The organism is Streptomyces sp. MST-110588 (assembly GCF_022695595.1).
Classification (GTDB): domain Bacteria; phylum Actinomycetota; class Actinomycetes; order Streptomycetales; family Streptomycetaceae; genus Streptomyces.
This window is the reverse complement of record NZ_CP074380.1, coordinates 1,889,967-1,915,364: the sequence shown is the minus strand read 5'-3', so window position 1 is coordinate 1,915,364 and position 25,398 is coordinate 1,889,967. Positions and strand designations below refer to the sequence as shown.

General features: G+C 71.8%; 14 protein-coding genes and 1 pseudogene. 13 read left to right on the top strand and 2 right to left on the bottom strand.

Translation table 11 applies throughout. The annotated features are described in order from the left end of the window. Positions 1 to 69 precede the first annotated feature (69 nt). The 6 genes from miaA (at position 70) to hflX (ending at position 9,485) form a co-directional block, all read left to right on the top strand. On the top strand, positions 70 to 1,008 hold the full coding sequence (gene miaA / locus KGS77_RS08330) for a tRNA (adenosine(37)-N6)-dimethylallyltransferase MiaA (protein ID WP_242579937.1): 939 nt from the start codon (positions 70 to 72) through the stop codon (positions 1,006 to 1,008). Between the two features lie 108 nt (positions 1,009 to 1,116). Beyond that, positions 1,117 to 1,731 (top strand): hypothetical protein, encoded by a 615-nt coding sequence (locus tag KGS77_RS08325; RefSeq protein WP_242579936.1) that lies wholly within the window; start codon positions 1,117 to 1,119, stop codon positions 1,729 to 1,731. Positions 1,732 to 1,760: 29 nt separating this feature from the next. Then, complete coding sequence (gene dapF / locus KGS77_RS08320) at positions 1,761 to 2,636, top strand: diaminopimelate epimerase (protein WP_242579935.1); 876 nt, start codon at positions 1,761 to 1,763, stop codon at positions 2,634 to 2,636. Between the two features lie 402 nt (positions 2,637 to 3,038). Beyond that, entirely contained in the window at positions 3,039 to 5,717 is a 2,679-nt protein-coding gene (locus KGS77_RS08315; RefSeq protein ID WP_242579934.1) for an HD domain-containing protein, read from the top strand. Positions 5,718 to 5,918: 201 nt separating this feature from the next. Beyond that, positions 5,919 to 7,793, top strand: a complete 1,875-nt coding sequence (locus KGS77_RS08310) for a M1 family metallopeptidase (RefSeq protein WP_242579932.1) — start codon at positions 5,919 to 5,921, stop codon at positions 7,791 to 7,793. A 198-nt stretch (positions 7,794 to 7,991) separates the two neighbouring features. Next, positions 7,992 to 9,485 (top strand): GTPase HflX, encoded by a 1,494-nt coding sequence (gene hflX / locus KGS77_RS08305; protein ID WP_242579929.1) that lies wholly within the window; start codon positions 7,992 to 7,994, stop codon positions 9,483 to 9,485. A 247-nt stretch (positions 9,486 to 9,732) separates the two neighbouring features. Here hflX and KGS77_RS08300 read toward each other — a convergent pair whose 3' ends face one another. Beyond that, a complete protein-coding gene (locus tag KGS77_RS08300; protein ID WP_242579927.1) occupies positions 9,733 to 10,920 on the bottom strand; it encodes a hypothetical protein in 1,188 nt (395 codons plus the stop codon). Between the two features lie 534 nt (positions 10,921 to 11,454). Here KGS77_RS08300 and KGS77_RS08295 point away from each other — a divergent pair. From KGS77_RS08295 to KGS77_RS08275, 5 genes and pseudogenes are all read left to right on the top strand, one after another. Further along, the gene (locus KGS77_RS08295) at positions 11,455 to 12,846 is read left to right on the top strand and encodes a diaminobutyrate--2-oxoglutarate transaminase family protein (RefSeq protein WP_242579926.1); all 1,392 of its coding nucleotides are present in this window, start codon (positions 11,455 to 11,457) and stop codon (positions 12,844 to 12,846) included. Between the two features lie 11 nt (positions 12,847 to 12,857). Next, entirely contained in the window at positions 12,858 to 15,293 is a 2,436-nt protein-coding gene (locus KGS77_RS08290; protein ID WP_242579925.1) for an IucA/IucC family protein, read from the top strand. Between the two features lie 70 nt (positions 15,294 to 15,363). After that, complete coding sequence (locus tag KGS77_RS08285) at positions 15,364 to 16,089, top strand: GNAT family N-acetyltransferase (protein ID WP_242579918.1); 726 nt, start codon at positions 15,364 to 15,366, stop codon at positions 16,087 to 16,089. Positions 16,090 to 16,276: 187 nt separating this feature from the next. Then, a pseudogene (locus KGS77_RS08280) lies at positions 16,277 to 18,117 on the top strand (IucA/IucC family protein). Positions 18,118 to 18,288: 171 nt separating this feature from the next. Continuing rightward, entirely contained in the window at positions 18,289 to 20,259 is a 1,971-nt protein-coding gene (locus KGS77_RS08275; protein WP_242579916.1) for an ATP-dependent DNA helicase, read from the top strand. Positions 20,260 to 20,352: 93 nt separating this feature from the next. On the opposite strand, the gene lexA is transcribed toward KGS77_RS08275, so the two are convergent. Then, positions 20,353 to 21,153, bottom strand: a complete 801-nt coding sequence (gene lexA / locus KGS77_RS08270) for a transcriptional repressor LexA (RefSeq protein WP_242579914.1) — start codon at positions 21,151 to 21,153, stop codon at positions 20,353 to 20,355. A 559-nt stretch (positions 21,154 to 21,712) separates the two neighbouring features. On the opposite strand from lexA, the gene nrdR reads away from it, so the two are divergent. Together nrdR and KGS77_RS08260 are read left to right on the top strand one after the other, a co-directional pair. Further along, complete coding sequence (gene nrdR / locus KGS77_RS08265; protein ID WP_242579912.1) at positions 21,713 to 22,258, top strand: transcriptional regulator NrdR; 546 nt, start codon at positions 21,713 to 21,715, stop codon at positions 22,256 to 22,258. A gap of 119 nt (positions 22,259 to 22,377) precedes the next feature. Further along, a complete protein-coding gene (locus KGS77_RS08260) occupies positions 22,378 to 25,257 on the top strand; it encodes a vitamin B12-dependent ribonucleotide reductase (RefSeq protein WP_242579909.1) in 2,880 nt (959 codons plus the stop codon). Positions 25,258 to 25,398 lie beyond the last annotated feature (141 nt).

Genomic DNA, 25,398 nt, shown 5'->3' with positions numbered 1-25,398 from the left:
ACGAACCCGAAGGCCGACCGTTACGTCGCTCATTCGAGATGAAGCCCCGAGGTTTGCGAGACTGACGAGGTGAACACCGCAGTTCCCGTACCCCGGGTCATCGCCGTCGTCGGCCCCACCGCGGCCGGAAAGTCCGATCTGGGCGTCGCGCTCGCCCGGCACCTGGGCGGCGAGGTCGTCAACGCCGACTCCATGCAGCTCTACCGGGGCATGGACATCGGTACCGCCAAGCTGACGGTGGCCGAGCGCCGGAATGTGCCGCACCACCTGCTGGACGTCTGGGACGTCACCGAGGCGGCCAGCGTCGCCGAGTACCAGCGGCTGGCCCGCGCCGAGATCGACCGGCTGCTCGCCGCCGGCCGCACCCCGGTCCTGGTGGGCGGCTCCGGCCTGTACGTACGCGCCGCCATCGACGCCCTGGACTTCCCCGGCACCGACCCGGAGGTACGGGCCCGGCTGGAGGAGGAGCTGGCGGAGCTGGGCAGCGGCGCGCTGCACGCCCGGCTGGCCGCCGCCGACCCCGAGGCCGCCCGCGCCATCCTGCCCGGCAACGGCCGCCGCATCGTACGGGCCCTGGAGGTCATCGAGATCACCGGCCGCCCCTTCACCGCCAACCTCCCGGGTCACGAGGCGTTCTACGACACACTCCAGATCGGGGTCGACGTCGAGCGCCCCGAGCTGGACGGGCGGATAGCCGCGCGGGTGGACCGGATGTGGGACGAAGGACTCGTCGAGGAGGTACGGCGCCTGGAGGGCGCGGGACTGCGCGAGGGGCGCACGGCCTCCCGCGCGCTCGGGTACCAGCAGGTGCTGGCGCAGTTGGCGGGCGAGTGCACGGAGCAGGAGGCGCGCGAGGAAACCGTACGCGCCACCAAGCGCTTCGCGCGCCGTCAGGACTCCTGGTTCCGCCGGGACCCACGGGTCCACTGGCTCAGCGGTGCCGCCGACCGGCGCGAGGAACTCACCGGTCTGGCCCTGGCGTTGCTCGAACGACCGGTCACAGCCTGATCACGTCATGGCATCGGGACGCCCCGCCCGTCATCCGGGCCCCTGGGAGCGTGTCATCATCGACCTTCGATCGATGCGTGAAGTCGTGAATGGGGAGGGCGCGTGGCGATGGAGGCCGGCCCTCGCAACAGACCACAAAAACCGGACGGGGCCCGCGGCGACGCCCCGCCCACGGCACCGGACAGCCCCGGCCCTCCGGGCCCCCGGGACGAACCGGGCACGCTGGAGGAACCGGCTGCCCTCGCGGACCTCGACGGGCTGGACGGCACGGGCGGGACGGAGGGCGTCAACGGCGCGGACGGGCTCGGCGAGCCCGGTGACCGGGACGCCCTGGACGGCTCGGACGGCCCCGACGCCCAGGACCCGGACGTCCCCAAGGGCGGCGAGTCCTTCCGTGAACTGCGCCCGCCCCGCCGGCTGCGCCTGTGGCAGCTCGCCCCCATCGTGGGGCTGGCCGCCGTCGGGTCGCTGATGTTCGCCTTCCCCCTCGCCTTCGAGTTCGGCGGCGACGGCGGCGCGATGATCGCCATGCTCGGACTGCTGCTGTCCTGCTGCGCCGCCGGCTGGGGCATGATGGCCGCCCGCCGGGTCGGCTACCCCTGGCCCGGCCTGCCCGCCCGCGGCTCCGGCCGCCGCCCGGAATGGCGCGTGGTGCTGGCCTACGTCGCCGTGGTGGCGGTCCCGGCCGCGCTGGCCATCTGGCGCGTGGCCCGGCTGCGCTGAGGGCCGCGGCGCCCCCGTACGATGCGGGGATGAGCACCGAGCACAGCGTCGCCTTCGCCAAGGGGCACGGCACCGAGAACGACTTCGTCATCCTCCCGGACCCCGAAGGCCGCCGGGAGCTGCCCGCGGCGGCGGTCGCGCGGATCTGTGACCGCCGGGCCGGTATCGGCGGCGACGGCCTGCTGCGCGTCGTACGGGCCGCGGCGCACCCCGAAGCGCGCCCCATGGCCGACGAGGCCGAGTGGTTCATGGACTACCGCAACGGCGACGGCTCGATCGCGGAGATGTGCGGCAACGGTGTCCGCGTCTTCGCGCGCTACCTCCTGCACGCCGGGCTGGTCGAGCCGGGCGAGGTGGCGATCGCCACCCGCTCCGGCGTGCGCACCGTGCGCGTCGCCGGGAGCGGCGAGGTGACGGTGTCCATGGGCAAGGCGGTGCTCCCCGAGGAGACGGTCACGGTCACCGTGGACGGCCGCCACTGGCCGGCCCGTAACGTCAACATGGGCAACCCGCACGCCGTGGCCTTCGTCGAGGACCTGGCCCACGCCGGAGACCTGAAGGACGCCCCGGCCTTCGCCCCCGCCCCGGTCTACCCGGACGGCGTGAACATCGAGTTCGTGGCCGACCGCGGCCCGCGCCACGTGGCGATGCGGGTGCACGAGCGCGGAGCCGGGGAGACCCGGTCCTGCGGGACGGGCGCCTGCGCCGTGGCCGTGGCCGCCGCCCGCCGCGACGGCGCGGACCCTTCGGTGACCGGCAGCCCCGTCACGTACACCGTCGACGTCCTGGGCGGCAGCCTGGCGATCACCGAGCTGCCCGACGGGACCGTCGAGATGACCGGCCCCGCCGTCATCGTCGCCGAGGGCACCGTCGACCCCGCCTGGCTGGTCACGGCCCTGGGCTGAACCCGGTGCCGGGCAGCCGTCCTCGCGCGTGACCCGGGCGCGGGGACGGCCGCACGGCACCACGTACGACGCCGGACGTACAGCGCCGGACGTACGGACCACGGCCGCGTACGTACGTGGCGGCGCGCGCGTCCGCAGAGGAACGCCGGCCGGAGAACTCCACCGGACGACTCCACCGGACGGCTCCTGACCGTTCCGGGCCACACCAGGGCACTCCAGGGCGCTCACCGCCACTCCGGACGACGTGTGAGACGCGCCCTGAGCTTCCCTCGAATGGGTGATCCGGTTCACGCTGGGCGAGAGCCGGACAGCGGTGCGTGATGGGCTCGGTAGCATCAAGCACCGGCCCGGGCGACGGACTGAAGAACGCCCGGCCGCCGGTCGACGCCGCCGGAGGTGCCCATGAGCGCAGAGGCCACAGACCCTGATAACCCCGATGCGCCCCCCGAGTCCGGCCCGGGAGCCCCGAGCCGCAAGCGGGCCCGCCCCCGTCTGGAGCTGCGCGGGCTGCGCCGCATCGGACGGGCCGCGCTGCTCGGCCCCGCCCCGCGCACCGGACTGCCGGACGCCCTGGAGCACGTCGCCAAGGTCCACCGCACCCACCACCCCGACGCCGACCTGGACATCCTCAGCAAGGCGTACGCCCTGGCCGAGTCCTCCCACCGCGGCCAGACCCGTAAGAGCGGCGAGCCGTACATCACCCACCCGCTGGCCGTTACGCTCATCCTGGCCCAACTGGGCGCCGAGACCACGACGTTGACCGCCTCCCTGCTCCACGACACCGTCGAGGACACGGAAGTGACGCTGGACCAGGTGCGCGCGGAGTTCGGCGCGGAGGTCTGCTACCTGGTCGACGGCGTGACCAAGCTGGAGAAGGTCGACTACGGTGCCGCCGCGGAACCGGAGACCTTCCGCAAAATGCTGGTCGCCACCGGCAATGACGTACGCGTGATGTCCATCAAGCTCGCCGACCGGCTGCACAACATGCGCACCCTCGGCGTGATGCGCCCCGAAAAACAGGCCCGGATCGCCAAGGTGACCCGCGACGTGCTCATCCCGCTGGCGGAGCGGCTGGGCGTCCAGGCCCTGAAGTCCGAACTGGAGGACCTGGTCTTCGCGATCCTGCACCCCCAGGAGTACGAGGCCACGCGGCTGCTCGTACTGGAGCACGCCGGGCGCCCCGACCCGCTCGCCGCCATCGCCGAGCGGGTGCGCGCCGTCCTGCACGAGGCCGACATCGACGCCGAAGTGCTCATCCGGCCGCGGCACTTGGTCTCCGTCCACCGGGTGCGCCTGGGGCGCGGCAAGGTGACCGGCGCGGACCTGGGGCGGCTGCTGGTGCTCGTCACGGAGGACGCCGACTGCTACGCGGTCCTCGGCGAGCTGCACACCTGCTTCACGCCGGTGGTCTCGGAGTTCAAGGACTTCATCGCCACGCCCAAGTTCAACCTCTACCAGTCCCTGCACACCGCGGTCACCGGCGAGCACGGGGAGATCGCCGAGACGCTGATCCGTACGCACCAGATGCACCGGGTCGCCGAAGCCGGGGTCGTCGCGCTGGGCAATCCGTACGCCCCTACGGACGGCGCGGACACACCGGACGGCGAGCGCGCACCGGACGGTGAGCGTGCACCGGACGGTGAGCGCGCCGACCCCACCCGGCCGGGCTGGCTCTCGCGCCTGCTGGACTGGCAGCGCGCCACCCCGGACCCGGACACCTTCTGGACCTCGCTCCGCGCCGACCTGGCCCAGGACCGCGAGATCACGGTCTTCAGCGTGGACGACGGGCCGGGCGGGGCGGCCGGAACGGACACCGTCGGGCTGCCCGCCGGGGCGAGCTGTGTGGACGCGGCGTATGTGCGGTACGGCGACGAGGCCCACCGCTGCATCGGCGCCCGCGTCAACGGCCGCCTGGCCACGCTCTCCACGGTGCTGCACGACGGCGACAGCGTGCATGTGCTGATGGCCACCGACTCCGCCGCCGGGCCGTCCCCGGAGTGGCTGGGCCATGCCCGTACGCCTGCCGCCAGGCTCGCCATCTCCCGCTGGCTGGCGGCTCACCAGGCGCACCAGGGAGGTGACCGCCCGGGGCCGGGGGCCGGCCGCCGGACACCGCCGTCCGGGCCGTCCGAGCCGTCCACCCTGTCCGACCCGTCCATCCCGTCCGCCCCGTCCACCCCGTCCGACCCGTCCATCCCGTCCGGGCCACGCGGCCCGCTGGAACCGTCCGGGTCGCTGGAGCCGTCCGGGTCACCTGAACCGTCCGGGTCACCTGAACCGTCCGGGTCACCCGAACCTTCCGCTCTGCCCGGATCATCCGGGACGGCCGGACCCGCCGAAACGTCCGGGCCGGTGGAACCACCCGGGCCGGCGGACCGGGGGACGGTCCCACGACGGCAGGGCGTCCGACCCGGGCCGGGCCGTGCGGCGCCCCCTCGCCCAGGGCACGCCCCGGCCGAGCCCGGGGACAGCGGGCAGCGGGCGGCCGGCGGACCGGGCGGCCCCGCTCCCCGTACGGACGAGGGGCAGACCGAGCGGCAGACCGTGCCCGCCGCCGGCTCCGCTCCCGCCGACCGGTCCGGCGCCCCCCTCGCCGCCCCCGCGTCCGTCCTGGCCGTCACCGACGTCCCCGCGGCGACCGTACGGCTCGCGGGCTGCTGCACCCCCGTACCGCCGGACTCCGTGACCGGATTCGCCGTACGGGGCGGTACGGTCACCGTGCACCGCGCGCTGTGCCCGGTCGTCGCCCGGATGGCCGCGGCCGGCCGGCAGCCGGTCGGGGCGCGCTGGCGGGGCGCGGCGGACGCCGTACAGGGCTGCCGGGTGACCCTCCTCGCCGAGGCGTTCAGCAGGCCCCAGCTCCTCGCCGATCTCACGGAGGTCATCGCGGCCGAAGGGGCCGCCGTGGTCTCGGCGGCCGTCGAGCCGCCCTACGAGCAGCGGGTACGGCACACCTACACCCTCCACCTCCCGGACGCCGCCGCGCTGCCGTCCCTCATGCGCGCGATGCGGCAGGTCCCCGGGGTCTTCGACGTGCTGCGGGCGGGCCGTACGAGGCCGACCGTGGCGGCCCGGCCTTAGGCCAGCCTTAGGCCAGCCTTAGGCCCTGTGAAGTTGGGGGCGCGGCTGGCGGGGGAGCGGAGGGAGTGCGCCCCGGTGCGTATGAGGGGCGGGCCGTGCCCGGCGCGTACAGGGGGCGGATCGCGATCCGGAGCCCTCCGTTCGGGTGCCGTATCGCCGCATCCCCGGTGGGAGAGGGGGCCGCGCTGGTAGCGGTAAGCCATGACGCCTTCCTCGCGCCGTCCCGTCATCGCGCGCCCCGTCGCGCGCGCCGTCCTCCGCCCGCTGGCCGCCGTCCTCCGCCTGCAAGCCGTACGTGATCTGTCCGCCGTACCCGATCGGGCCGCCGTACGCCGTCTGTCCGTGGCACGCCGTCTGTCCGTGGTACGCGGTCTGTCCGCCGTACGCCGCAGGGTGCCCGCCTCCCGGCGCACCGCGGGCCTCGGGCTGCTGGCCGTCGCCACGCTCGTGGCGGCCGGGCCGCCACCGCCGGGCCCCGCGGGCATCGGTGACCCGCTCTTCCCGGCGCTGGGCAACCCGGGGTACGACGTCACCTCCTACGACATCGACCTGAACTACTCCGGCCACAACGACCGGCCGATGGAGGCCGTGACCAAGATCAAAGCCCGGGCCACCGGAAACCTGGACCGCGTCAACCTCGACTTCACCCACGGCACCGTCCGCTCGGTGCAGGTCAACGGCCGGCCCGCCAAGTACGAAACCCGCGGCGAGGACCTGGTTCTCACCCCCCGGCGCCCGGTGCGGCCCGGCTCGCCGCTGCGCATCGTCGTGCGGCACACCAGCGACCCGCGCGGCGGCGGGGACGACGGCTGGGTCCGTACGGAAGACGGACTGGTGATGGCCAACCAGGCGGACGCCGCGCACCGCGTCTTCCCCTGCAACGACCACCCGGCGGACAAGGCGCTCTTCACCTTCCACGTCACCGCGCCGCCCGGCCTGACGGTCGTCGCCAACGGCCTGCCGGCCCGGCGTGCCGTCCCCGGCCCGGCCACCACCTGGACGTACCGCGGCGCCCACCCCATGGCCACCGAACTGGCCCAGGTCTCCATCGGGCGCTCCGCGGTGCTGCACCGCACCGGGCCCGACGGCCTGCCGGTGCGCGACGTCGTCCCGGCCGCCGACCGCGAGAAGATGGCCCGGTGGCTCACGAAGACGCCTGGCCACCTGAAGTGGATGCGCGGCAAGGTCGGCCGCTACCCCTTCGAGACGTACGGGGTACTCATCGCCAAGGCGCAAACGGGTTTCGAGCTGGAGACCCAGACCCTCTCGCTGTTCGAACACCGCCTCTTCTCCGACCCCCGCTACCCCACCTGGTACGTCGAGTCCGTGATGGTGCACGAGCTGGCACACCAGTGGTTCGGCAACAGCGTCAGCCCGCGCGTCTGGTCGGACGTCTGGCTCAACGAGGCACACGCCACCTGGTACGAGCAGCTCTTCCTCCAGGAGCACTTCAAGGCCCCCATGGTGGAGCGGATGCGCAACGCCTACCGGTCCTCGGACCGCTGGCGGGCCACCGGCGGACCGCCCGCCGCGCCCAAGGCCCCCGCCCCCGGCAAGAAGATCAGCATCTTCCGCCCGGTCATCTACGACGGCAGCGCCCTGGTGCTGTACGCACTGCGCGAGAAGATCGGCGCGGACGCCTTCGACCGGCTCGAACGCTCGTGGGTGACGCGGCACCGCGACGGTGTGGCGGGCACCGCCGACTTCGTCGCACTCGCCTCCCGCATCTCCGGACAGGACCTTTCGGCGTTCTTCCGGAGCTGGCTGTACGACACGAAGACGCCTCCCATGCCGGGGCACGCGGACTGGAAGAGCGATGATCCCCAGGCGCCACAGCAGGCCAAGCCACCGCAGCAGGCCAAGCCACCGCAGCAGGCCAAGCCGCCACAGCAGGTGAAGCCGTCACAGGAGACCAGGCCGCCGCAGCAGACCACGCCGCAGACCGACCCGGCGGCGAAGCCGGACACCGAGCCGGACGGTACGAAGCCCGCCACGGACCCGGAAGCCACCCCCGGCACCCGGCCGACGACGAAGCCGGTCCCCCGGCCGACCGGCCCGCAGGCCCCCGCCGGGTGACGAAGCCGGAAACCGCGGCCCGGCCCGTGGCAGGCAGGCGGACGAAAACCTGTGTGACGGCCCCCGCGCACCGTGCGACCATCAAGGCGTCGACGCCGCGGCGGCCGGGAATCTCCCGGGCGGTCCGTACGTTGTCATCATCGAGTGCCCCGGGACCGGCCGGTCCCGCCGGGGCCTACCAACGACGCAAAGGATCAAATGACCTCCTCTTCTTCCCTTCCACAGGACCGCCAGCGCCTCTCGGAGAACCTGCGGGCCGACGCCCTGATGGAAGAGGACGTCGCCTGGAGCCACGAGATCGACGGGGAGCGTGACGGCGACCAGTACGACCGCTCGGAGCGCGCGGCGCTGCGCCGCGTGGCCGGCCTGTCCACCGAACTGGAGGACGTCACCGAGGTCGAGTACCGCCAGTTGCGCCTGGAGCGCGTGGTACTGGTCGGCGTATGGACCTCCGGGACCGTGCAGGACGCGGAGAACTCGCTCGCCGAGCTGGCCGCGCTGGCGGAGACCGCGGGTGCCCTGGTGCTCGACGGTGTCATCCAGCGCCGCGACAAGCCGGACCCGGCCACGTACATCGGCTCGGGCAAGGCGCTGGAGCTGCGTGACATCGTGCTGGAAAGCGGCGCGGACACCGTCGTGTGCGACGGTGAGCTCTCGCCGGGCCAGCTCATCCACCTGGAAGACGTCGTCAAGGTCAAGGTGGTCGACCGTACCGCCCTGATCCTGGACATCTTCGCGCAGCACGCCAAGTCCCGTGAGGGCAAGGCGCAGGTGTCCCTGGCGCAGATGCAGTACATGCTTCCCCGGCTGCGCGGCTGGGGCCAGTCGCTGTCCCGGCAGATGGGCGGCGGTGGCTCCAGCAGCAGTGGCGGCGGCATGGCCACGCGCGGTCCCGGTGAGACCAAGATCGAGACGGACCGGCGGCGGATCCGCGAGAAGATGGCGAAGCTGCGCCGGGAGATCGCGGAGATGAAGACCGGCCGCGACGTCAAGCGGCAGGAGCGCCGGCGCAACAAGGTCCCCTCGGTGGCCATCGCCGGCTACACCAACGCCGGCAAGTCCTCGCTGCTCAACCGTCTGACCGGCGCGGGCGTGCTGGTGGAGAACGCGCTGTTCGCCACCCTGGACCCGACGGTGCGGCGTGCCGAGACGCCCAGCGGACGGCTCTACACCCTCGCGGACACGGTCGGATTCGTCCGCCATCTGCCGCACCACCTCGTCGAGGCGTTCCGCTCCACGATGGAGGAGGTCGGCGACTCCGACCTCATCCTGCACGTCGTCGACGGCTCGCACCCGGCGCCGGAGGAGCAGCTCGCCGCCGTACGCGAGGTGATCCGTGACGTGGGCGCGACCGACGTGCCCGAGATCGTGGTCGTCAACAAGGCCGACGCCGCGGACCCGCTGGTGCTCCAGCGCCTGCTGCGGCGGGAGAAGCACGCCCTGGTCGTCTCGGCCCGTACGGGCCAGGGCATCCCGGAGCTGCTCGCCCTGATCGACGAGGAGCTGCCGCGACCGCAGGTCGAGATCGAGGCGCTGGTGCCGTACACGCAGGGCGCGCTGATCTCGCGGGCGCACGCCGAGGGCGAGGTGATCTCCGAGGAGCACACCGCGGAGGGCACGGTCCTCAAGGCGCGGGTCCACGAGGAACTGGCCGCCGAGCTGGAGCCGTACACCCCGGCGGCGAGGAGCTGACGGGGTCGGCGGGCGGCGGCGGCCCGGCGCACTCGCTGCCGCCGCCGCTGCCGTCGAATCCGCCGTCGCCGTCCGTTTGCGTTCCCGCGTCCGTGTCCGTTTCCGTGTCCCCGTAAGGGCACCGCGTCAGCCGTACGACAGGGACAGCAGCACACAGCACAGAAGCACAGGGCCCGCCCCCGGGAAACCGGAGGCGGGCCCTGTGGCATACGCGCGGGGCGCCCGCTTCAGCGCGCCCCGCCGTGGATCACTGCTTGCTCGCCCACTTCTTGCTCATGGCGGCGAACATGCTCTTGGCCTCGGGACCGAGGTGCGGTCCGGCCGACCAGCGAGCGGGCCGCGGGCCCATCGACATGTTGGACACCAGCACGGTCTGGCCGTCCTTGCCCTTGATGAACCAGGGGCCACCGGAGGAGCCACCGGTCATGGTGCAGCCGATCCGGTACATGGTCGGCTTCTTGGCGTCCATCGACAGCCGGCCCGGCTTGTCGGTGCACTGCTCCTGGATCGCGCCGTCGAACGGCGCCTCGGCCGGGTAGCCCTGCGCGGTCAGGCTCGAGATCTTGCCGATCGCCGGAGCGTTGAACTCGACCTTGTACGCCCCGCCGGCCATCTCCTCCAGGGACTTGCCGCTGCCGTCCTCCGACTTCACGTGCATCAGCGCGAAGTCGTACGGAGCCATCGGCACGCCCGGAACGGCGCCGCCGTCCTTGATCCACTGGTCGGAGGTCGCCATGTCGTCCGCCCACCACTTGCCTGCCGGGACCCGGTCCTCGAACGGCGTGGTCTTCATCTGGCTCGCGGGCTTGCCGGTCCGGTTGAAGGACGGCACGAACATGACGTTGCGGTACCAACCGCCGTTCTTGCCGGCGTGCACGCAGTGACCCGCGGTCCACACCAGGTTGGACTTGCCGGGGTGCGCCGGGTCCTTGACCACCGTGGCCGAGCACTGGGCGTTGCCCTGCGGCGTGCTGAACAGCAGCAGGCCGACGCCGGGCGCGGTCTTGGTCAGCGGCGTCTTGACCGGCAGGGCCGTGACGGGCCGCGGCTCCGGGTCGGTCTTGCCCTGGTCCTGGGAGATGTCCTCGGGCTTGCTGGGCTGCTCCGGCGGCTTGGCCTTACCGATCCGGTCCGGGTTCCAGAAGTCCTTGATGATCGGGTTGATGAACTCGCCGGCCTCGCGGAGCCACTTGTCCTTGGACCAGTTCTTCCACTCGCCGTTCTTCCACTTGTCCAGGTCGATGCCGTGTTCCTTCAGCTTGTCCTGGATCTCCTGGGGGATCTTGATCTCACCCCCGCCCGAGCTGCTCTGCCCCGCGGACTGGTCGGCTTTGCCATCCGCCTGAGAGCTCTCCGGGCCGCACCCGGTCGCGGTCAGCGCCACCACGGCGGTGAGAGCGGCGGCGGCCAGGACAGGCCGACGTATGGATCGCATGGGTGAGTTCCCCCTGTGTGTTCCAGCTCTGTGTGTGTTCAAGCTGTGCTGTACGGACTTGTGTTGCTATGACTGGTGTGTCTGCTCTGTCTGCTGTGCACGTCGCGACCGATGTGCCAACGGAATGCGCGGCGTCTTGTGTGCTGCTTGTCATGCACCTTAAGGGTCCAGGTGCAAGACCCCACTATGCCGGTGCTGATGGTGACGGTGATGAGCGGGTCCCCGGTTCCGTCCCGCAACGATCTTTCGTCAGACCGTGATCCCGGGTCGGCGGCGTCGTTGGTACGTACGGGGGACGGCGAGGCCGCGCGCCAGCGGACCGGCGGCCCCCGGCCGGTACCGCAACAGCAGAACACCGGCACCACCACAGCAACAGCAGCACCACAACAGCACCGCCACCGCGAACAGCAACAACAGCAGCAGCGCAGCAGTTCCTCACGACCTCAGCACCTGAGTAGCGCCTCAATAGCACCTAGCACCTAGCACCTAGCACCTCAGTCCGACGCAGTTCAGCAGCAGGAGGACCGAATCGCCGTGGCCCTGACCAAGCCTCTGCCGATGGCGCCGCCCCCGGCTCACGAGGGCATCCTGCGGCGGCAGTCGCTCCGCGAATCCGCTGCCCGCACGTACGCCCGCTCCCTCCCCATCGTCCCGGTACGTGCCCGCGGACTGACCATCGAGGGTGCCGACGGCCGCCGTTACCTCGACTGTCTCTCCGGGGCCGGTTCCCTGGCCCTGGGCCACAACCACCCCGTCGTACTGGAAGCCATCCGCGCGGTCCTGGATTCCGGCGCCCCGCTGCACGTCCTGGACCTCGCCACGCCCGTCAAGGACACCTTCACCACAGAGCTGTTCGCCACCCTCCCCGCGGAGTTCGCGGACCGTGCCCGCATCCAGTTCTGCGGGCCGGCCGGCACGGACGCGGTGGAGGCCGCCTTCAAGCTCGTACGGACCGCGACCGGCCGGGACGGCCTGCTGGCGTTCACCGGCGCCTACCACGGGATGACCGCGGGCGCCCTGGCCGCGTCAGGAGGCGCGCCGGATACGACCGTGACCCGGCTGCCCTACCCGTACGACTACCGCTGCCCCTTCGGTACGGGCGGCGGGCGCGGCGCCGAGCTGTCGGCGCGCTGGACCGAGAACCTACTGGACGACCAGAAGGCCGGCGTGCCCCACCCGGCCGGAATGATCCTCGAACCGGTCCAGGGGGAGGGCGGGGTGATCCCCGCGCCGGAGAGCTGGCTGCGGCGTATGCGGCAGATCACCGCCACCAGGGACATCCCGCTCATCGTGGACGAGGTGCAGACCGGCGTCGGCCGGACCGGCGCCTTCTGGGCGATCGAACACAGCGGCATCGTCCCCGACGTACTGGTTCTCTCCAAGGCCATCGGCGGCAGCCTGCCGCTCGCGGTCGTCGTCTACCGGGAGGAGCTGGACTGCTGGCGCCCCGGCGCCCACGCGGGAACCTTCCGCGGCAACCAGCTCGCCATGGCCGCGGGCGCCGCCACGCTCGCGTACGTACGGGAGAACGGCCTCGCCCGGCGTGCCGCGGACCTCGGCGCCCGGATGCTCGCGCGGCTCGGCGGGCTCGCCGCGGAACACGACTGCGTCGGTGACGTGCGCGGCCGTGGGCTCATGATCGGCATCGAGATCGTCGACGTACGGGCCACGGCGGACGACGCCGGTGCGCTGCCCGCCGCTCCGGAGCTGGCCGCGGCGATCCAACAGGAGTGCCTGCGACGAGGACTGATCGTCGAACTGGGCGGACGGCACTCCGCCGTCGTCCGCCTGCTGCCCCCACTGACCATCACCGACGAACAGGCGGAGGCGGTCCTGGACCGGCTCGCCGACGCCATGGCGGCAGCGGTCCGCACGTCCACCGGGCCCACGGCCTCGCCCCGCCCGACCACCACGCCGAGCATGTGAGGCACACCCCGATGAACGAACACACCGGCCCCGACGGGGCTGCAGCCGAAGAGCGACCACCCGTCGGCGAACCCCTGGCCCAGGTGATCGAGCCCGCCGTACCGCGACAGAAGCGCCGTGGCGGCCGGCTGCGGGACGAACCCGAGGGGGTGTCCGTACCGAGGCCCGGCGAGTTCGCGGGGCCGCTGGAGTACGGGGAGCGCGTCGAGCGTGAGCAGTCCATGGAGTGCGGCGAGTGGAGCGGCGGCCGGGAGGTACGGGCCGCCGCGGTGCCGGGTGCCGAAGGCTCCGGCGCGGTGGTGGCCGGCGCGGACGAGCTGTGCGTCAGCGTGCCTGGTCCGCCTGGTCCGCCTGGTCCGCCCGGTACACCCGGTGCGCCCGGTATGCCTGGCGCGGAAGCGGAGGCCGGGGCGGACGACGCACGGTACGGAGATCCGGACGTGCCGCACGACCACCCCATGCCCCTGAGCGAACCGGTGGTGCTGGACGAGTCGGCGGTGCTCAACGAACCGGCCCCCCGGCACGAGCCGTGCCCTTCGAGCGAGCCGGACCCGGCCGAGCAAGCGGACCCGGTGCATCAGCCGGACCCGCTGGATCATTTCGACCCGGTGACCGCCGCCGACGCCGCCGGTACGGAGAACCTGCTGCGCTGCTGGGTCCGGGAGAGCGGCATCGCCCGTCCCGCCGGCCACACCCTGCGCATCCCCCTGGACGCCAGCGCCACGGCACTGCGTCTGCCGGTCCGCTACTGGTCGCCCACCGGCTGGCACCGTTTCGGCATCCCCCGGCTGGAAGGCGCCCCGGCCGACGCCCCCCCGCTGGACGCCGTCACCGTCGCCGCACTGCTGCGCCGGGAGGCCGTGCGCGGCGACGGCGGTGGCGGGGTGCCGGACGCGGACGGCAGTGACCTGGTCGGCCGGGTCGCCAACTCCGTACGCTGCACCGCCCTCTTCCTCGCCGACCGCCGCGCCCGCCCCACCGACGACCGTACGGCCGCCGGCGAGCGCCCCGATGCCGAGCGCCCCGATGCCGAGCGGGCCGACCGTGCCGAACGCATCGCCAACGTCCAAAGCGCCGAAAGCGCCGAAAGCGCCGACCGGTCCCTCTTCCTCGGAGCCGAGCAGTCCCTCCTGTTCGGCCATCCGCTCCACCCCACCCCCAAAAGCCGGGAAGGGCTCTCCGAGGCCGAGACCCACCGGTACTCACCCGAACTGCGCGGCTCCTTCCCGCTCCACTGGATGGCCGTGAACCGCTCCGTACTGGCCACCGACTCGGCGTGGACCGAACGCGGCCGTACGGTCACGGCCGACCGGCTCGCCGCCCGGCTGACCGGCGCACCGCTCGAACTCCCCGACAGCGACGCCCTGTTGCCCGTACACCCCTGGCAGGCCCGGGAACTCCGTCACCGCCCGGACGTCGCCGCGCTCATCGACGCCGGGCTGCTGCGCGACCTCGGCCCGCACGGCGCGCCCTGGCACCCCACCTCCTCCGTACGCACCGTCTGCCGGCCCGGCACCAACGCCATGCTCAAGCTCTCGCTGGGCCTGCGCATCACCAACTCGCGCCGGGAGAACCTCCGCAAGGAGCTGGAGCGGGGCGTCGAGGTCCACCGGCTGCTGCGTACGGGCCTGGCGGAGCAGTGGCAGGCGGCTCACCCGGGCTTCGACATCGTCCGCGACCCGGCGTGGCTGGCCGTCACCACGGCGGACGGGCGGCCGGTGCGCGGCCTGGACGCCGTCATCCGCCACAACCCCTTCGCCGCCCACGACGACGCCGTGTGCATCGCGGCGCTCACCTCGCCCCGCCCCTGGCCCGGCCGCCCGGGCCTGCGCTCCCGGCTCGCCGACCTGATCGGCGCGCTCACCGCCCGTACCGGCCGGCCCGCGGGCGCCGTGGCCGCCGAGTGGTTCCTGCGCTACCTGGAAGCGGTCGTACGGCCCGTCCTATGGCTCGACGGCACCGCGGGCATCGCCCTGGAGGCCCACCAGCAGAACACCCTCGTCCTGCTGGACCCCGACGGCTGGCCGAGCGGCGGGCGCTACCGCGACAACCAGGGCTACTACTTCCGCGCGTCCCGGCGCGAGGAGCTGGAGCGGCGGCTGCCGGGCATCGGCGCCACCAGCGACACCTTCGTCGCCGACACCGTCACCGACGAGCGCTTCGCCTACTACCTGGGCATCAACAACGTCCTCGGGCTCATCGGCGCGTTCGGCGCACAAGGACTCGCCCGCGAAGACGTGCTGCTCGCCGCCCTGCGGCGGTTCCTCGCCGATGCCGCCGGCGCACCCGCCGCACACCGCTCACCGCTGCCCGGCCACCTCCTGGCCACACCCACCCTGCGCTGCAAGGCCAATCTCCTGACCCGCCTCCAGGGCCTGGACGAACTCGTCGGCCCGGTCGACACCCAGTCCGTGTACGTCACGATCCCCAACCCCCTGCACCCATGACCCCCAGCCGTCCCGTACTCCTCCTACCCACCCCCTATGACCCATGAGGCCATGAGAGGAGAGCGTCGCCGTGCCCCCCTCCGATCCGAGCCCGAGCTCCAGCACCGACGACACCCTCGACCTGCGACTTCCACCCGAAGACCTGGGACTTCCCCCCGCATGCGGCGCCGCGCTCTTCACCGACGGGGGCCGGCCGCCCGTCCAGGACGACGAGCCGTGCGCCGGTCCGCTCCTGGACAACCTCGCCGCCTGGGGTCCCGCCGACACGTCGGCCGGCCTCTTCCAGCTCGTCCCGGTCCGTCCCGACCGTGATCTGAGCCTGATCTCCGGCTGGATGAACGATCCCGCGGTGGCCGCCTTCTGGAAGCTGGCGGGGCCCCCGGAGATCACCGGCGCCCATCTGCGCGCCCAACTCGACGGCGACGGGCGCAGCGTGCCCTGCCTCGGCGTCCTGGCCGGTGTCCCCATGAGCTACTGGGAGATCTACCGGGCCGATCTGGACCCCGTCGCCCGTTACTACCCGGCCCGCCCGCACGACACCGGCGTGCACCTGCTCCTCGGGGGCGTGGCCGACCGCGGGCGCGGCCTGGGCACCACCCTGCTGCGGGCCGTCGCCGACCTCGTACTGGACCACCGCCCGCACTGCTGCCGGGTCGTCGCCGAGCCGGACCTGCGCAACACCCCTTCCGTCGCGGCCTTCCTCGGCGCCGGCTTCCGCTACAGCGCCGAGATCGACCTGCCCAACAAGCGCGCGGCCCTGATGATCCGCGACCGCGCCCTGCGGCACCTGCTCTGACCCGCGGGCCCGGTCCCCGGCCCGCACCCAGGCTCCTCGCCGCGCCCCTCCCTCCGTAGTCCAGAGCCCTCCGCACCCCAGAGCCCTCCGTACTCCGGCCCTCCGTCTTCGGCCCTCGTCTCACGGGCCCTCCACCCCCTGTCCGTGCCGATCCGGTCCCACCTCGTCCCACCCGAGGAGTCCCGCCTTGTCCCCTTCACCCCCCACTCCGGACATCGCCTGGCGGCACGCCGCGCGCCGGCTGCTCGCCAAGATGCTGGCGGAATTCGCGTACGAAGAAGTGATCACCCCCGAGCTCGACGGCCCCGCACCCGACGGCTCCGCAACCGGCGGCCCCCCACCTGATGACTGTCCACCCGGGAGGTGCGCGCCGGTCGGCGCCGCACCCGCGAACTGCGCCCGGTACCGCCTCCGGCTCACCGGCGACATCACCTACCGCTTCGTCGCCCGCCGCGGTGCGTACGGGCACTGGCGCGTGGACCCCGACTCCATCACCCCCAGCGGCGACCCCCTCCACTTCATCGCCCACGCCCACGACACCGTGCTGAACCTGACCGGCGACACCACCGGCCACCTCATCCGCGAGCTGACCGCCACCCTCGCCGCCGACCTCCGCCTGGACACCACCGCCGTCGACGCGGCCGAACTCGCCGACCTGGACTACGCGACCCTCGAAGGGCATCAGACCGGCCACCCCTGGCTGGTCGCCAACAAAGGACGGCTCGGCTTCTCCACCGCCGACGCCGAGCAGTGGACCCCCGAAGCGCGCCTTCCCCAGCGCCTCCCGTGGCTCGCCGCCCGCCGTGACCTCGCCACCTACCGGGGCGTCCCCGCCCTGGCCACCCCCGATCGTCTCTACGGCGAAGAACTCTCCGCCGGCACCCGTGACACCTTCTCCCGCACCGTCTCCTCCCTGGGCCGTAACCCCGACGACTACCTCTGGCTCCCCGTCCACCCCTGGCAGTGGGACGAAACGATCGCCCCCCTCTTCGCCCCGCAGCTCGCCGACAGATCCATCATCCCCCTGCCCACTGACAACGACCTGCGGCTGCCCCAGCAGTCCATCCGCACCTTCCTCAACGCCAGCCGTCCGCAGGCCCGTACGGTCAAGCTGCCGCTGTCCATCCTCAACACCCTTGTGTGGCGCGGTCTGCCGACCGAGCGCACCATCGCCGCCCCCGCCGTCACCTCCTGGGTGCTCGGCCTGCGGGACGCCGACCGCTATCTGCGCGAGGAGACCCGGGTCATCCTGCTGGGCGAGACCGCGTCCGTCACCGTCGAACACCCCCTGTACGACCGGCTGCCCGGTGTCCCGTACCAGTACAAGGAACTCCTCGGCTGCATCTGGCGCGAGCCGATCACCCGGTACCTCGATCCCGGCGAGCGCGCCCGGACCCTGGCCGCGCTGCTCCAGACCGACCCGTCCGGCCGCGCTTTAACCGCCGAGCTGGTGCACCGGTCCGGCCTGGCCCCCGGGCGTGGCTGCGCCGCCTGTTCGCCGCCCTGCTGCCGCCCCTGCTGCACTTCCTCTACCAGTACGGCACGGTCTTCTCCCCGCACGGCGAGAACGCCATCGTCGTCTTCGACGAACACGACGTCCCCACCCGCCTGGCCGTCAAGGACTTCGTCGACGACGTCAACACCAGTGCCGAACGGCTCCCGGAGCACGAGACCATGCCGCAGGACGTCCGCTCCGTCCTGCTGACCGAGCCGCCCGCCTTCCTCACCCAGTTCCTGCACTCGGGCCTGTTCATCGGTGTCTTCCGTTATCTCGCCCCCCTGTGCGAGGGGCAACTGTCCGTACCGGAGGGGGAGTTCTGGTCACTCGTACGGGCGGAGATCCTGCGCCATCAGGAACGCTTCCCGCACCTGAAGGAACGGCACGAGACCTTCGACCTGCTCACCCCGCGCATCGAGCGGCTGTGCCTGAACCGCAACCGGCTCCATCTGGACGGTTACCGCGACCGCGCGGCACGTCCGCACGCGGCCGTACACGGCACCGTCCCCAATCCGCTCCACGGCCTGTGATCATCGTCCGTACCCGTCGGCAGCCGCTCCCGGCCGCCCGATGAGATCCGTTTCAGGCCCTGTGGCAACGGTGTCCGGGCCCGGTGACAGCCGTTTCCGGGTCCGGGAACATCCGGTCCTTCTCCCATGACCGGGCGGTTTGTCAGTGGTCCCGCGTAGGGTGGCAACGCTATGACGAAGCCCTCCCTCCCTGATCTGCTCCACGCCGCCGTCACCGCCGTCGGCGGCACCGAGCGCCCCGGCCAGGTCGCCATGGCCGAAGCCGTCGCCGAGGCGGTCGACGACCAGGCGCATCTGCTCGTCCAGGCCGGCACCGGCACCGGAAAGTCCCTCGGCTATCTGGTCCCGGCGCTGGCCCACGGCGACAAGGTCGTGGTGGCCACCGCCACGCTCGCGCTCCAGCGCCAGCTCGTCGAGCGCGATCTTCCGCGTACGGTCGAGGCGCTGCACCCGCTGCTGCGCCGCCGTCCGCAGTTCGCCATGCTCAAGGGCCGGTCCAACTACCTGTGTCTGCACCGGCTCCACGAAGGTGTCCCAAAGGAAGAGGAGGAGGGCCTCTTCGACCCCTTCGAGCAGGCCACCCCCACCAGCAAGCTGGGCAAGGACCTGCTGCGGCTGCGGGACTGGGCGGACGAGACGGAGACGGGCGACCGCGACAACCTCACCCCCGGCGTCTCCGACCGGGCCTGGGGACAGGTCTCGGTCACCTCCCGCGAGTGCCTGGGCGCCTCGAAGTGCGCGTACGGCGCGGAGTGCTTCGCCGAGGCCGCCCGCGAGCGCGCCAAGCTCGCCGACGTGATCGTCACCAATCACGCCCTCCTGGCGATCGACGCCATCGAGGGCGCCCCGGTCCTGCCGCAGCATGAGGTACTGATCGTCGACGAGGCCCATGAGCTGGTCTCCCGGGTCACCGGCGTGGCCACCGGCGAGCTGACTCCCGGGCAGGTCAACCGCGCGGTCCGGCGGGCGGCCAAGCTCGTCAACGAGAAGGCCGCCGACCAGCTCCAGACGGCCGCGGACTCCTTCGAGCGCCTCATGGAGCTGGCCCTGCCCGGTCGCCTGGAGGAGATCCCCGAAGACCTCGGGTACTGCCTGATGGCGCTGCGCGACGCGGCCCGTACGGTCATCTCGGCGCTCGGCTCCACCCGCGACAAGTCCGTCCAGGACGAGGACGCCGTACGCAAGCAGGCACTGGCCTCGGTCGAGAACGTGCACGCGGTAGCCGAGCGCATCGCGAACGGCTCCGAGTACGACGTGGTCTGGTACGAGCGCCACGACCGCTTCGGCGCCTCGCTGCGGGTGGCGCCGCTGTCGGTGTCCGGGCTGCTGCGCGAGAAGCTCTTCGCGGACCGCTCCGTCGTCCTGACCTCGGCCACCCTCAAGCTGGGCGGGGACTTCAACGGCGTCGGCGCCTCACTGGGCCTGGCCCCCGAGGGCACGGCGGGCGAGGACGAGCCGCGGTGGAAGGGCCTGGACGTCGGCTCACCCTTCGACTACGGCAAGCAGGGCATCCTGTACGTCGCCAAGCATCTGGCCCAGCCGGGCCGCGAGGGCAGCCGCGAGGACATGCTGGATGAGCTGGCGGAGCTGATCGAGGCGGCCGGCGGCCGGACGCTCGGTCTGTTCTCCTCCATGCGTGGCGCCCAGGCCGCGGCCGAGGCCATGCGCGGGCGCCTGGACATGCCGGTCCTGCTCCAGGGCGAGGAGACGCTGGGCGAGCTGATCCGTACGTTCGCCGCGGATGCCCGTACGTGTCTGTTCGGCACGCTGTCGCTGTGGCAGGGCGTGGACGTGCCGGGACCGAGCTGTCAGTTGGTGGTCATGGACCGGGTGCCCTTCCCGCGTCCGGACGACCCGCTGATGAGCGCCCGGCAGAAGGCCGTGGAGGAGGCCGGCGGCAACGGCTTCATGGCGGTCGCGGCGACCCATGCGGCCCTGCTGATGGCCCAGGGCGCGGGCCGTCTCGTACGGGCCACGGGCGACCGCGGGGTGGTGGCCGTCCTGGACCCCAGGGTGGAGCGGGCCCGCTACGGATCTTTCCTGCGCAAGTCGATGCCGGAGTTCTGGTACACCACGGACCGTAACCAGGTCCGCCGTTCCCTGGCCGCGATCGACGCGGCGGCGAAGGCGGAGGGACGGTAACAGCGCGTAGCGGTCCGTGGACGAGGTAGGACACGGGCCCCGGAACCGGCGCAGTGGCTCCGGGGCCCGGTTGTGAGCGGAGGGCCGGACCCCTCAGACCCGCCGCAGAACCGCCACCACCTTGCCGAGGATCGTCGCCTCGTCACCGGGAATCGGCTGGTACGCCGCGTTGTGCGGCAGCAGCCACACATGGCCGTCCTCGCGCTTGAAGCGCTTGACCGTCGCCTCGCCGTCCAGCATGGCGGCCACGATGTCACCGTTCTCCGCCACCGGCTGGCGGCGGACCGTCACCCAGTCGCCGTCACAGATCGCGGCCTCGATCATGGAGTCGCCGACCACCTTCAGGACGAACAGCTCGCCGTCCCCGACCAACTGCCGGGGCAGCGGAAAGACGTCCTCCACCGACTCCTCGGCGAGGATGGGACCGCCCGCGGCGATCCGGCCGACCAGCGGAACGTAGGAGGCGGCCGGCTTGCCCGCGGTGTCGGCCGGGGCGCTGCTGGGCTGGTCCGAGCCACGGACCTCGTACGCCCGGGGGCGGTGCGGATCGCGGCGCAGGAAGCCCTTGCGCTCCAGGGCCATGAGCTGGTGGGCGACGGACGAGGTGCTGGACAGCCCCACCGCCTGCCCGATCTCGCGCATGGACGGCGGGTAGCCGCGGCGCTGGACCGAATCCCGGATGACCTCGATGACCCGGCGCTGCCGGTCGGTGAGCCCCGAGCTGTCGGCGCGGATTCCTGGTGGCCGGCCCGGCAGCGAGCGCGCGGGCTTCTGCCCCTCGGCATTCATGGTGTTCTCGTCCATCGGCGGTTTCTGGGCCTGCTGCGGATGCTCGAATCGGCTAGGGGAGTGGCTCTGGGCGGTGATGGTGGCGCTGTCTGCGGTGGTGGTCACGTCGGCCCCTCTCGGAAAGTGCTCCCTAGCTAGCCAACGGTAGTTGCTTTCGAAAGGTTGCGCCAAACACACGTTCGAGTGAAAATTTCCGGATTACCTGACCTGATCACGTAGTTAGGTGTATAGCCGAATCGCAATTCGGGTCATTACGGTATTCTTCGCTACGAGGTTTTTGGCCCGGTGCGGCCACGGCTGTCCGCCTCCGCAGGCGTCCGAACGCCGGTGAGCGAGCGCCGCGACACGGTCGATTCTGTCATCCCCGCCCCGCCGTCCCGCCCGCCGGGGCCTTTCCCGTAACCTCGTGGACGGCCTCCAGGACGCCCCCTCCCCCCTCACCGTGCGGCGACACGCTGTGGGTGACGCTCACCACCTGACACCACATCTAGTGGTTTGATGCTGTCAACCGCCTACAAGTTGTGGTGGCTGGTCTTTCGGGGTTCCGGGGATCGCCTATGCTTGGGGCTGCTCCGAGGGGCCCGACCAGGCCGTTGGGGGCTCATCAGCCGTACGCCGGGAACGGTGGCGTGCGTCCGTATTCGAGGGTGAGGAGGGTGAAGCCATGCACTGCCCCTTCTGCAGGCACCCCGACAGCCGGGTCGTCGACAGCCGCACGACCGACGACGGCACCTCGATCCGCCGGCGCCGCCAGTGCCCCGACTGCTCCCGTCGCTTCACGACCATCGAGACGGCGTCACTCATGGTGATCAAGCGGAGCGGGGTCACCGAGCCCTTCAGCCGTAACAAGGTCATCGCCGGAGTGCGCAAGGCGTGCCAGGGCCGCCCGGTCACCGAGGACGCCCTCGCCAAGCTCGGCCAGCGGGTCGAGGAGGCGGTGCGCGCCACCGGCAGTGCCGAGCTGTCCACCCATGACGTCGGGCTCGCCATACTGGGCCCGCTCCAGGAACTCGACCTCGTGGCGTACCTGCGCTTCGCGTCGGTGTACCGCGCCTTCGATTCGCTGGACGACTTCGAGGCGGCCGTCGCCGAGCTGCGCCAGCAGCGCGCGCCGGGGTCGCCCGCGCCGGGATCTCCCGCGTGCACCTGCGGGCCTGAAGGAGGCGCTGGGGACCCAGCGGTCCCCGTGCCCGCCACCGCCGCCGACTGAGTTCGGCGCACATCCAGGACTGGCCGGGACACAGCAGGCGTTCCGGCATCAGACAGACACACACCGTGCCACGGGAAGAAGTGCGCACATATGGGCGTTTGCCCGTACAGGGAGGCGGAATGACAGAGACGACGAGCGGCCCGGCACGAGGCTCCCGCGCCAAGGGCAGCAAGGCGAGCAAGGGTCTGCGTATCGAGCGCATCCACACCACCCCGGGCGTGCACCCGTACGACGAGGTGACGTGGGAGCGCCGTGACGTCGTCATGACCAACTGGCGCGACGGCTCGATCAACTTCGAGCAGCGTGGCGTCGAGTTCCCCGAATTCTGGTCGGTGAACGCGGTCAACATCGTCACGAGCAAGTACTTCCGTGGTGCGGTCGGGTCCCCGGACCGCGAGTCCAGCCTCAAGCAGCTCATCGACCGTGTGGTGAAGACCTACCGCAAGGCCGGCGAGGACAACGGCTACTTCGCGTCCCCCGCGGACGCCGAGATCTTCGAGCACGAGCTCGCCCACGCGCTGCTCCACCAGGTCTTCAGCTTCAACTCGCCGGTGTGGTTCAACGTCGGCACCAAGCAGCCGCAGCAGGTCAGCGCCTGCTTCATCCTCTCCGTGGACGACTCCATGGAGTCGATCCTGGACTGGTACAAGGAAGAGGGGATGATCTTCAAGGGCGGCTCCGGCGCCGGCCTGAACCTCTCCCGCATCCGCTCCTCCAAGGAACTCCTGTCCTCCGGCGGCAACGCCTCCGGCCCGGTCTCCTTCATGCGCGGCGCCGACGCGTCCGCCGGAACGATCAAGTCGGGCGGCGCCACCCGCCGCGCGGCCAAGATGGTCGTCCTGGACGTGGACCACCCGGACGTCGAGGCGTTCATCGAGACCAAGGTCAAGGAGGAGGAGAAGGTCCGCGCGCTGCGCGACGCCGGCTTCGACATGGACCTGGGCGGCGAGGACATCACCTCCGTCCAGTACCAGAACGCCAACAACTCCGTCCGGGTGAACGACGAGTTCATGAAGGCCGTCGAGACCGGCTCGAAGTTCGGGCTGCGCGCCCGGATGACCGGCGAGGTCATCGAGGAGGTCGACGCCAAGGGCCTGTTCCGCAAGATGGCCGAGGCCGCCTGGGCCTGCGCCGACCCGGGCATCCAGTACGACGACACCATCAACCACTGGCACACCTCGCCGGAGTCGGGCCGCATCACCGCGTCCAACCCGTGCAGCGAGTACATGCACCTGGACAACTCCTCGTGCAACCTGGCCTCGCTCAACCTGATGAAGTTCCTGCGGGACGACGACCAGGGCAACCAGTCCTTCGACGCCGAGCGCTTCGCCAAGGTCGTCGAGCTGGTCATCACCGCGATGGACATCTCCATCTGCTTCGCGGACTTCCCCACCGAGAAGATCGGCGAGACCACCCGCGCCTTCCGCCAGCTCGGCATCGGCTACGCCAACCTCGGCGCCCTGCTGATGGCCACCGGTCACGCCTACGACTCCGACGGCGGCCGTGCGCTGGCCGGTGCGATCACCTCGCTGATGACCGGTACGTCCTACAAGCGCTCCGCGGAGCTGGCCGCGGTCGTCGGCCCGTACGAGGGCTACGCCCGCAACGCCGACGCCCACAAGCGCGTCATGAAGCAGCACGCCGACGCCAACGCCGCCGCCAAGCGCATGGACGACCTGGACACCCCCGTCTGGGCCGCGGCCACCGAGGCGTGGCAGGACGTCATCCGCCTCGGCGACAAGGACGGTTTCCGCAACGCCCAGGCGTCGGTGCTGGCCCCCACCGGCACCATCGGCCTGATGATGGACTGCGACACCACGGGCGTCGAGCCGGACCTGGCCCTGGTCAAGTTCAAGAAGCTCGTCGGCGGCGGCTCCATGCAGATCGTGAACAACACGGTCCCCAAGGCCCTGAAGCGGCTCGGCTACCAGCCCGAGCAGGTCGAGGCGATCGTCGCGCACATCGCCGAGCACGGGAACGTCATCGACGCCCCCGGTCTCAAGCCGGCCCACTACGAGGTCTTCGACTGCGCCATGGGCGAGCGGTCGATCTCCGCCATGGGCCACGTACGGATGATGGCGGCGGCCCAGCCGTTCCTGTCCGGCGCGATCTCCAAGACCGTCAACCTGCCCGAGTCGGCCACCGTCGAGGAGGTCGAGGAGGTCTACTTCGAGGGCTGGAAGCTGGGCCTGAAGGCACTGGCGATCTACCGCGACAACTGCAAGGTCGGCCAGCCGCTCTCCGCCAAGAAGAAGGAGGAGGCCGCCAAGGCCGAGGAGCCCGCCACGGCCGAGAAGGTCGTGGAGTACCGCCCCGTCCGCAAGCGCCTCCCGAAGGGTCGTCCCGGCATCACCACCTCCTTCACGGTCGGCGGCGCCGAGGGCTACATGACCGCCAACTCCTACCCCGACGACGGTCTGGGCGAGGTCTTCCTGAAGATGTCCAAGCAGGGCTCGACCCTCGCGGGCATGATGGACGCCTTCTCGATCGCGGTCTCGGTGGGCCTCCAGTACGGCGTGCCGCTGGAGACGTACGTCTCGAAGTTCACCAACATGCGCTTCGAACCGGCCGGCATGACGGACGACCCGGACGTGCGGATGGCGCAGTCGATCGTCGACTACATCTTCCGCCGCCTGGCGCTGGACTTCCTGCCCTTCGAGACCCGCTCGGCCCTGGGCATCCACTCCGTCGAGGAGCGCCAGCGCCACCTGGAGACCGGTTCGTACGAGCCGGCCGACGACGAGGTCGACGTGGAGGGGCTGGCCCAGTCCGCGCCGCGCCAGATCGAGACGCCCAAGAAGGACACCCCGGCGATCAAGATCGTCGAGGAGACCGCCGCCCCGGCTCCCAAGCAGGCGCACACCAACGCCGAACTGGTGGAGATGCAGCTCGGCATCAACGCCGACGCGCCGCTGTGCTTCTCCTGCGGCACGAAGATGCAGCGCGCCGGAAGCTGCTACCTGTGCGAGGGCTGCGGCTCGACCAGCGGTTGTAGCTGATATCGGGCGGAACCGCGTGGGACATGGCGTCCGGCGTGGTCCGCGCCCGTAGCTGACCCACGGCTCACGAAGGGGACCGGCATCGTGTCGGTCCCCTTCGTCTTCGTCGTCTTCCTTCTCGTCGTGCTGGCGGCGTGGTGG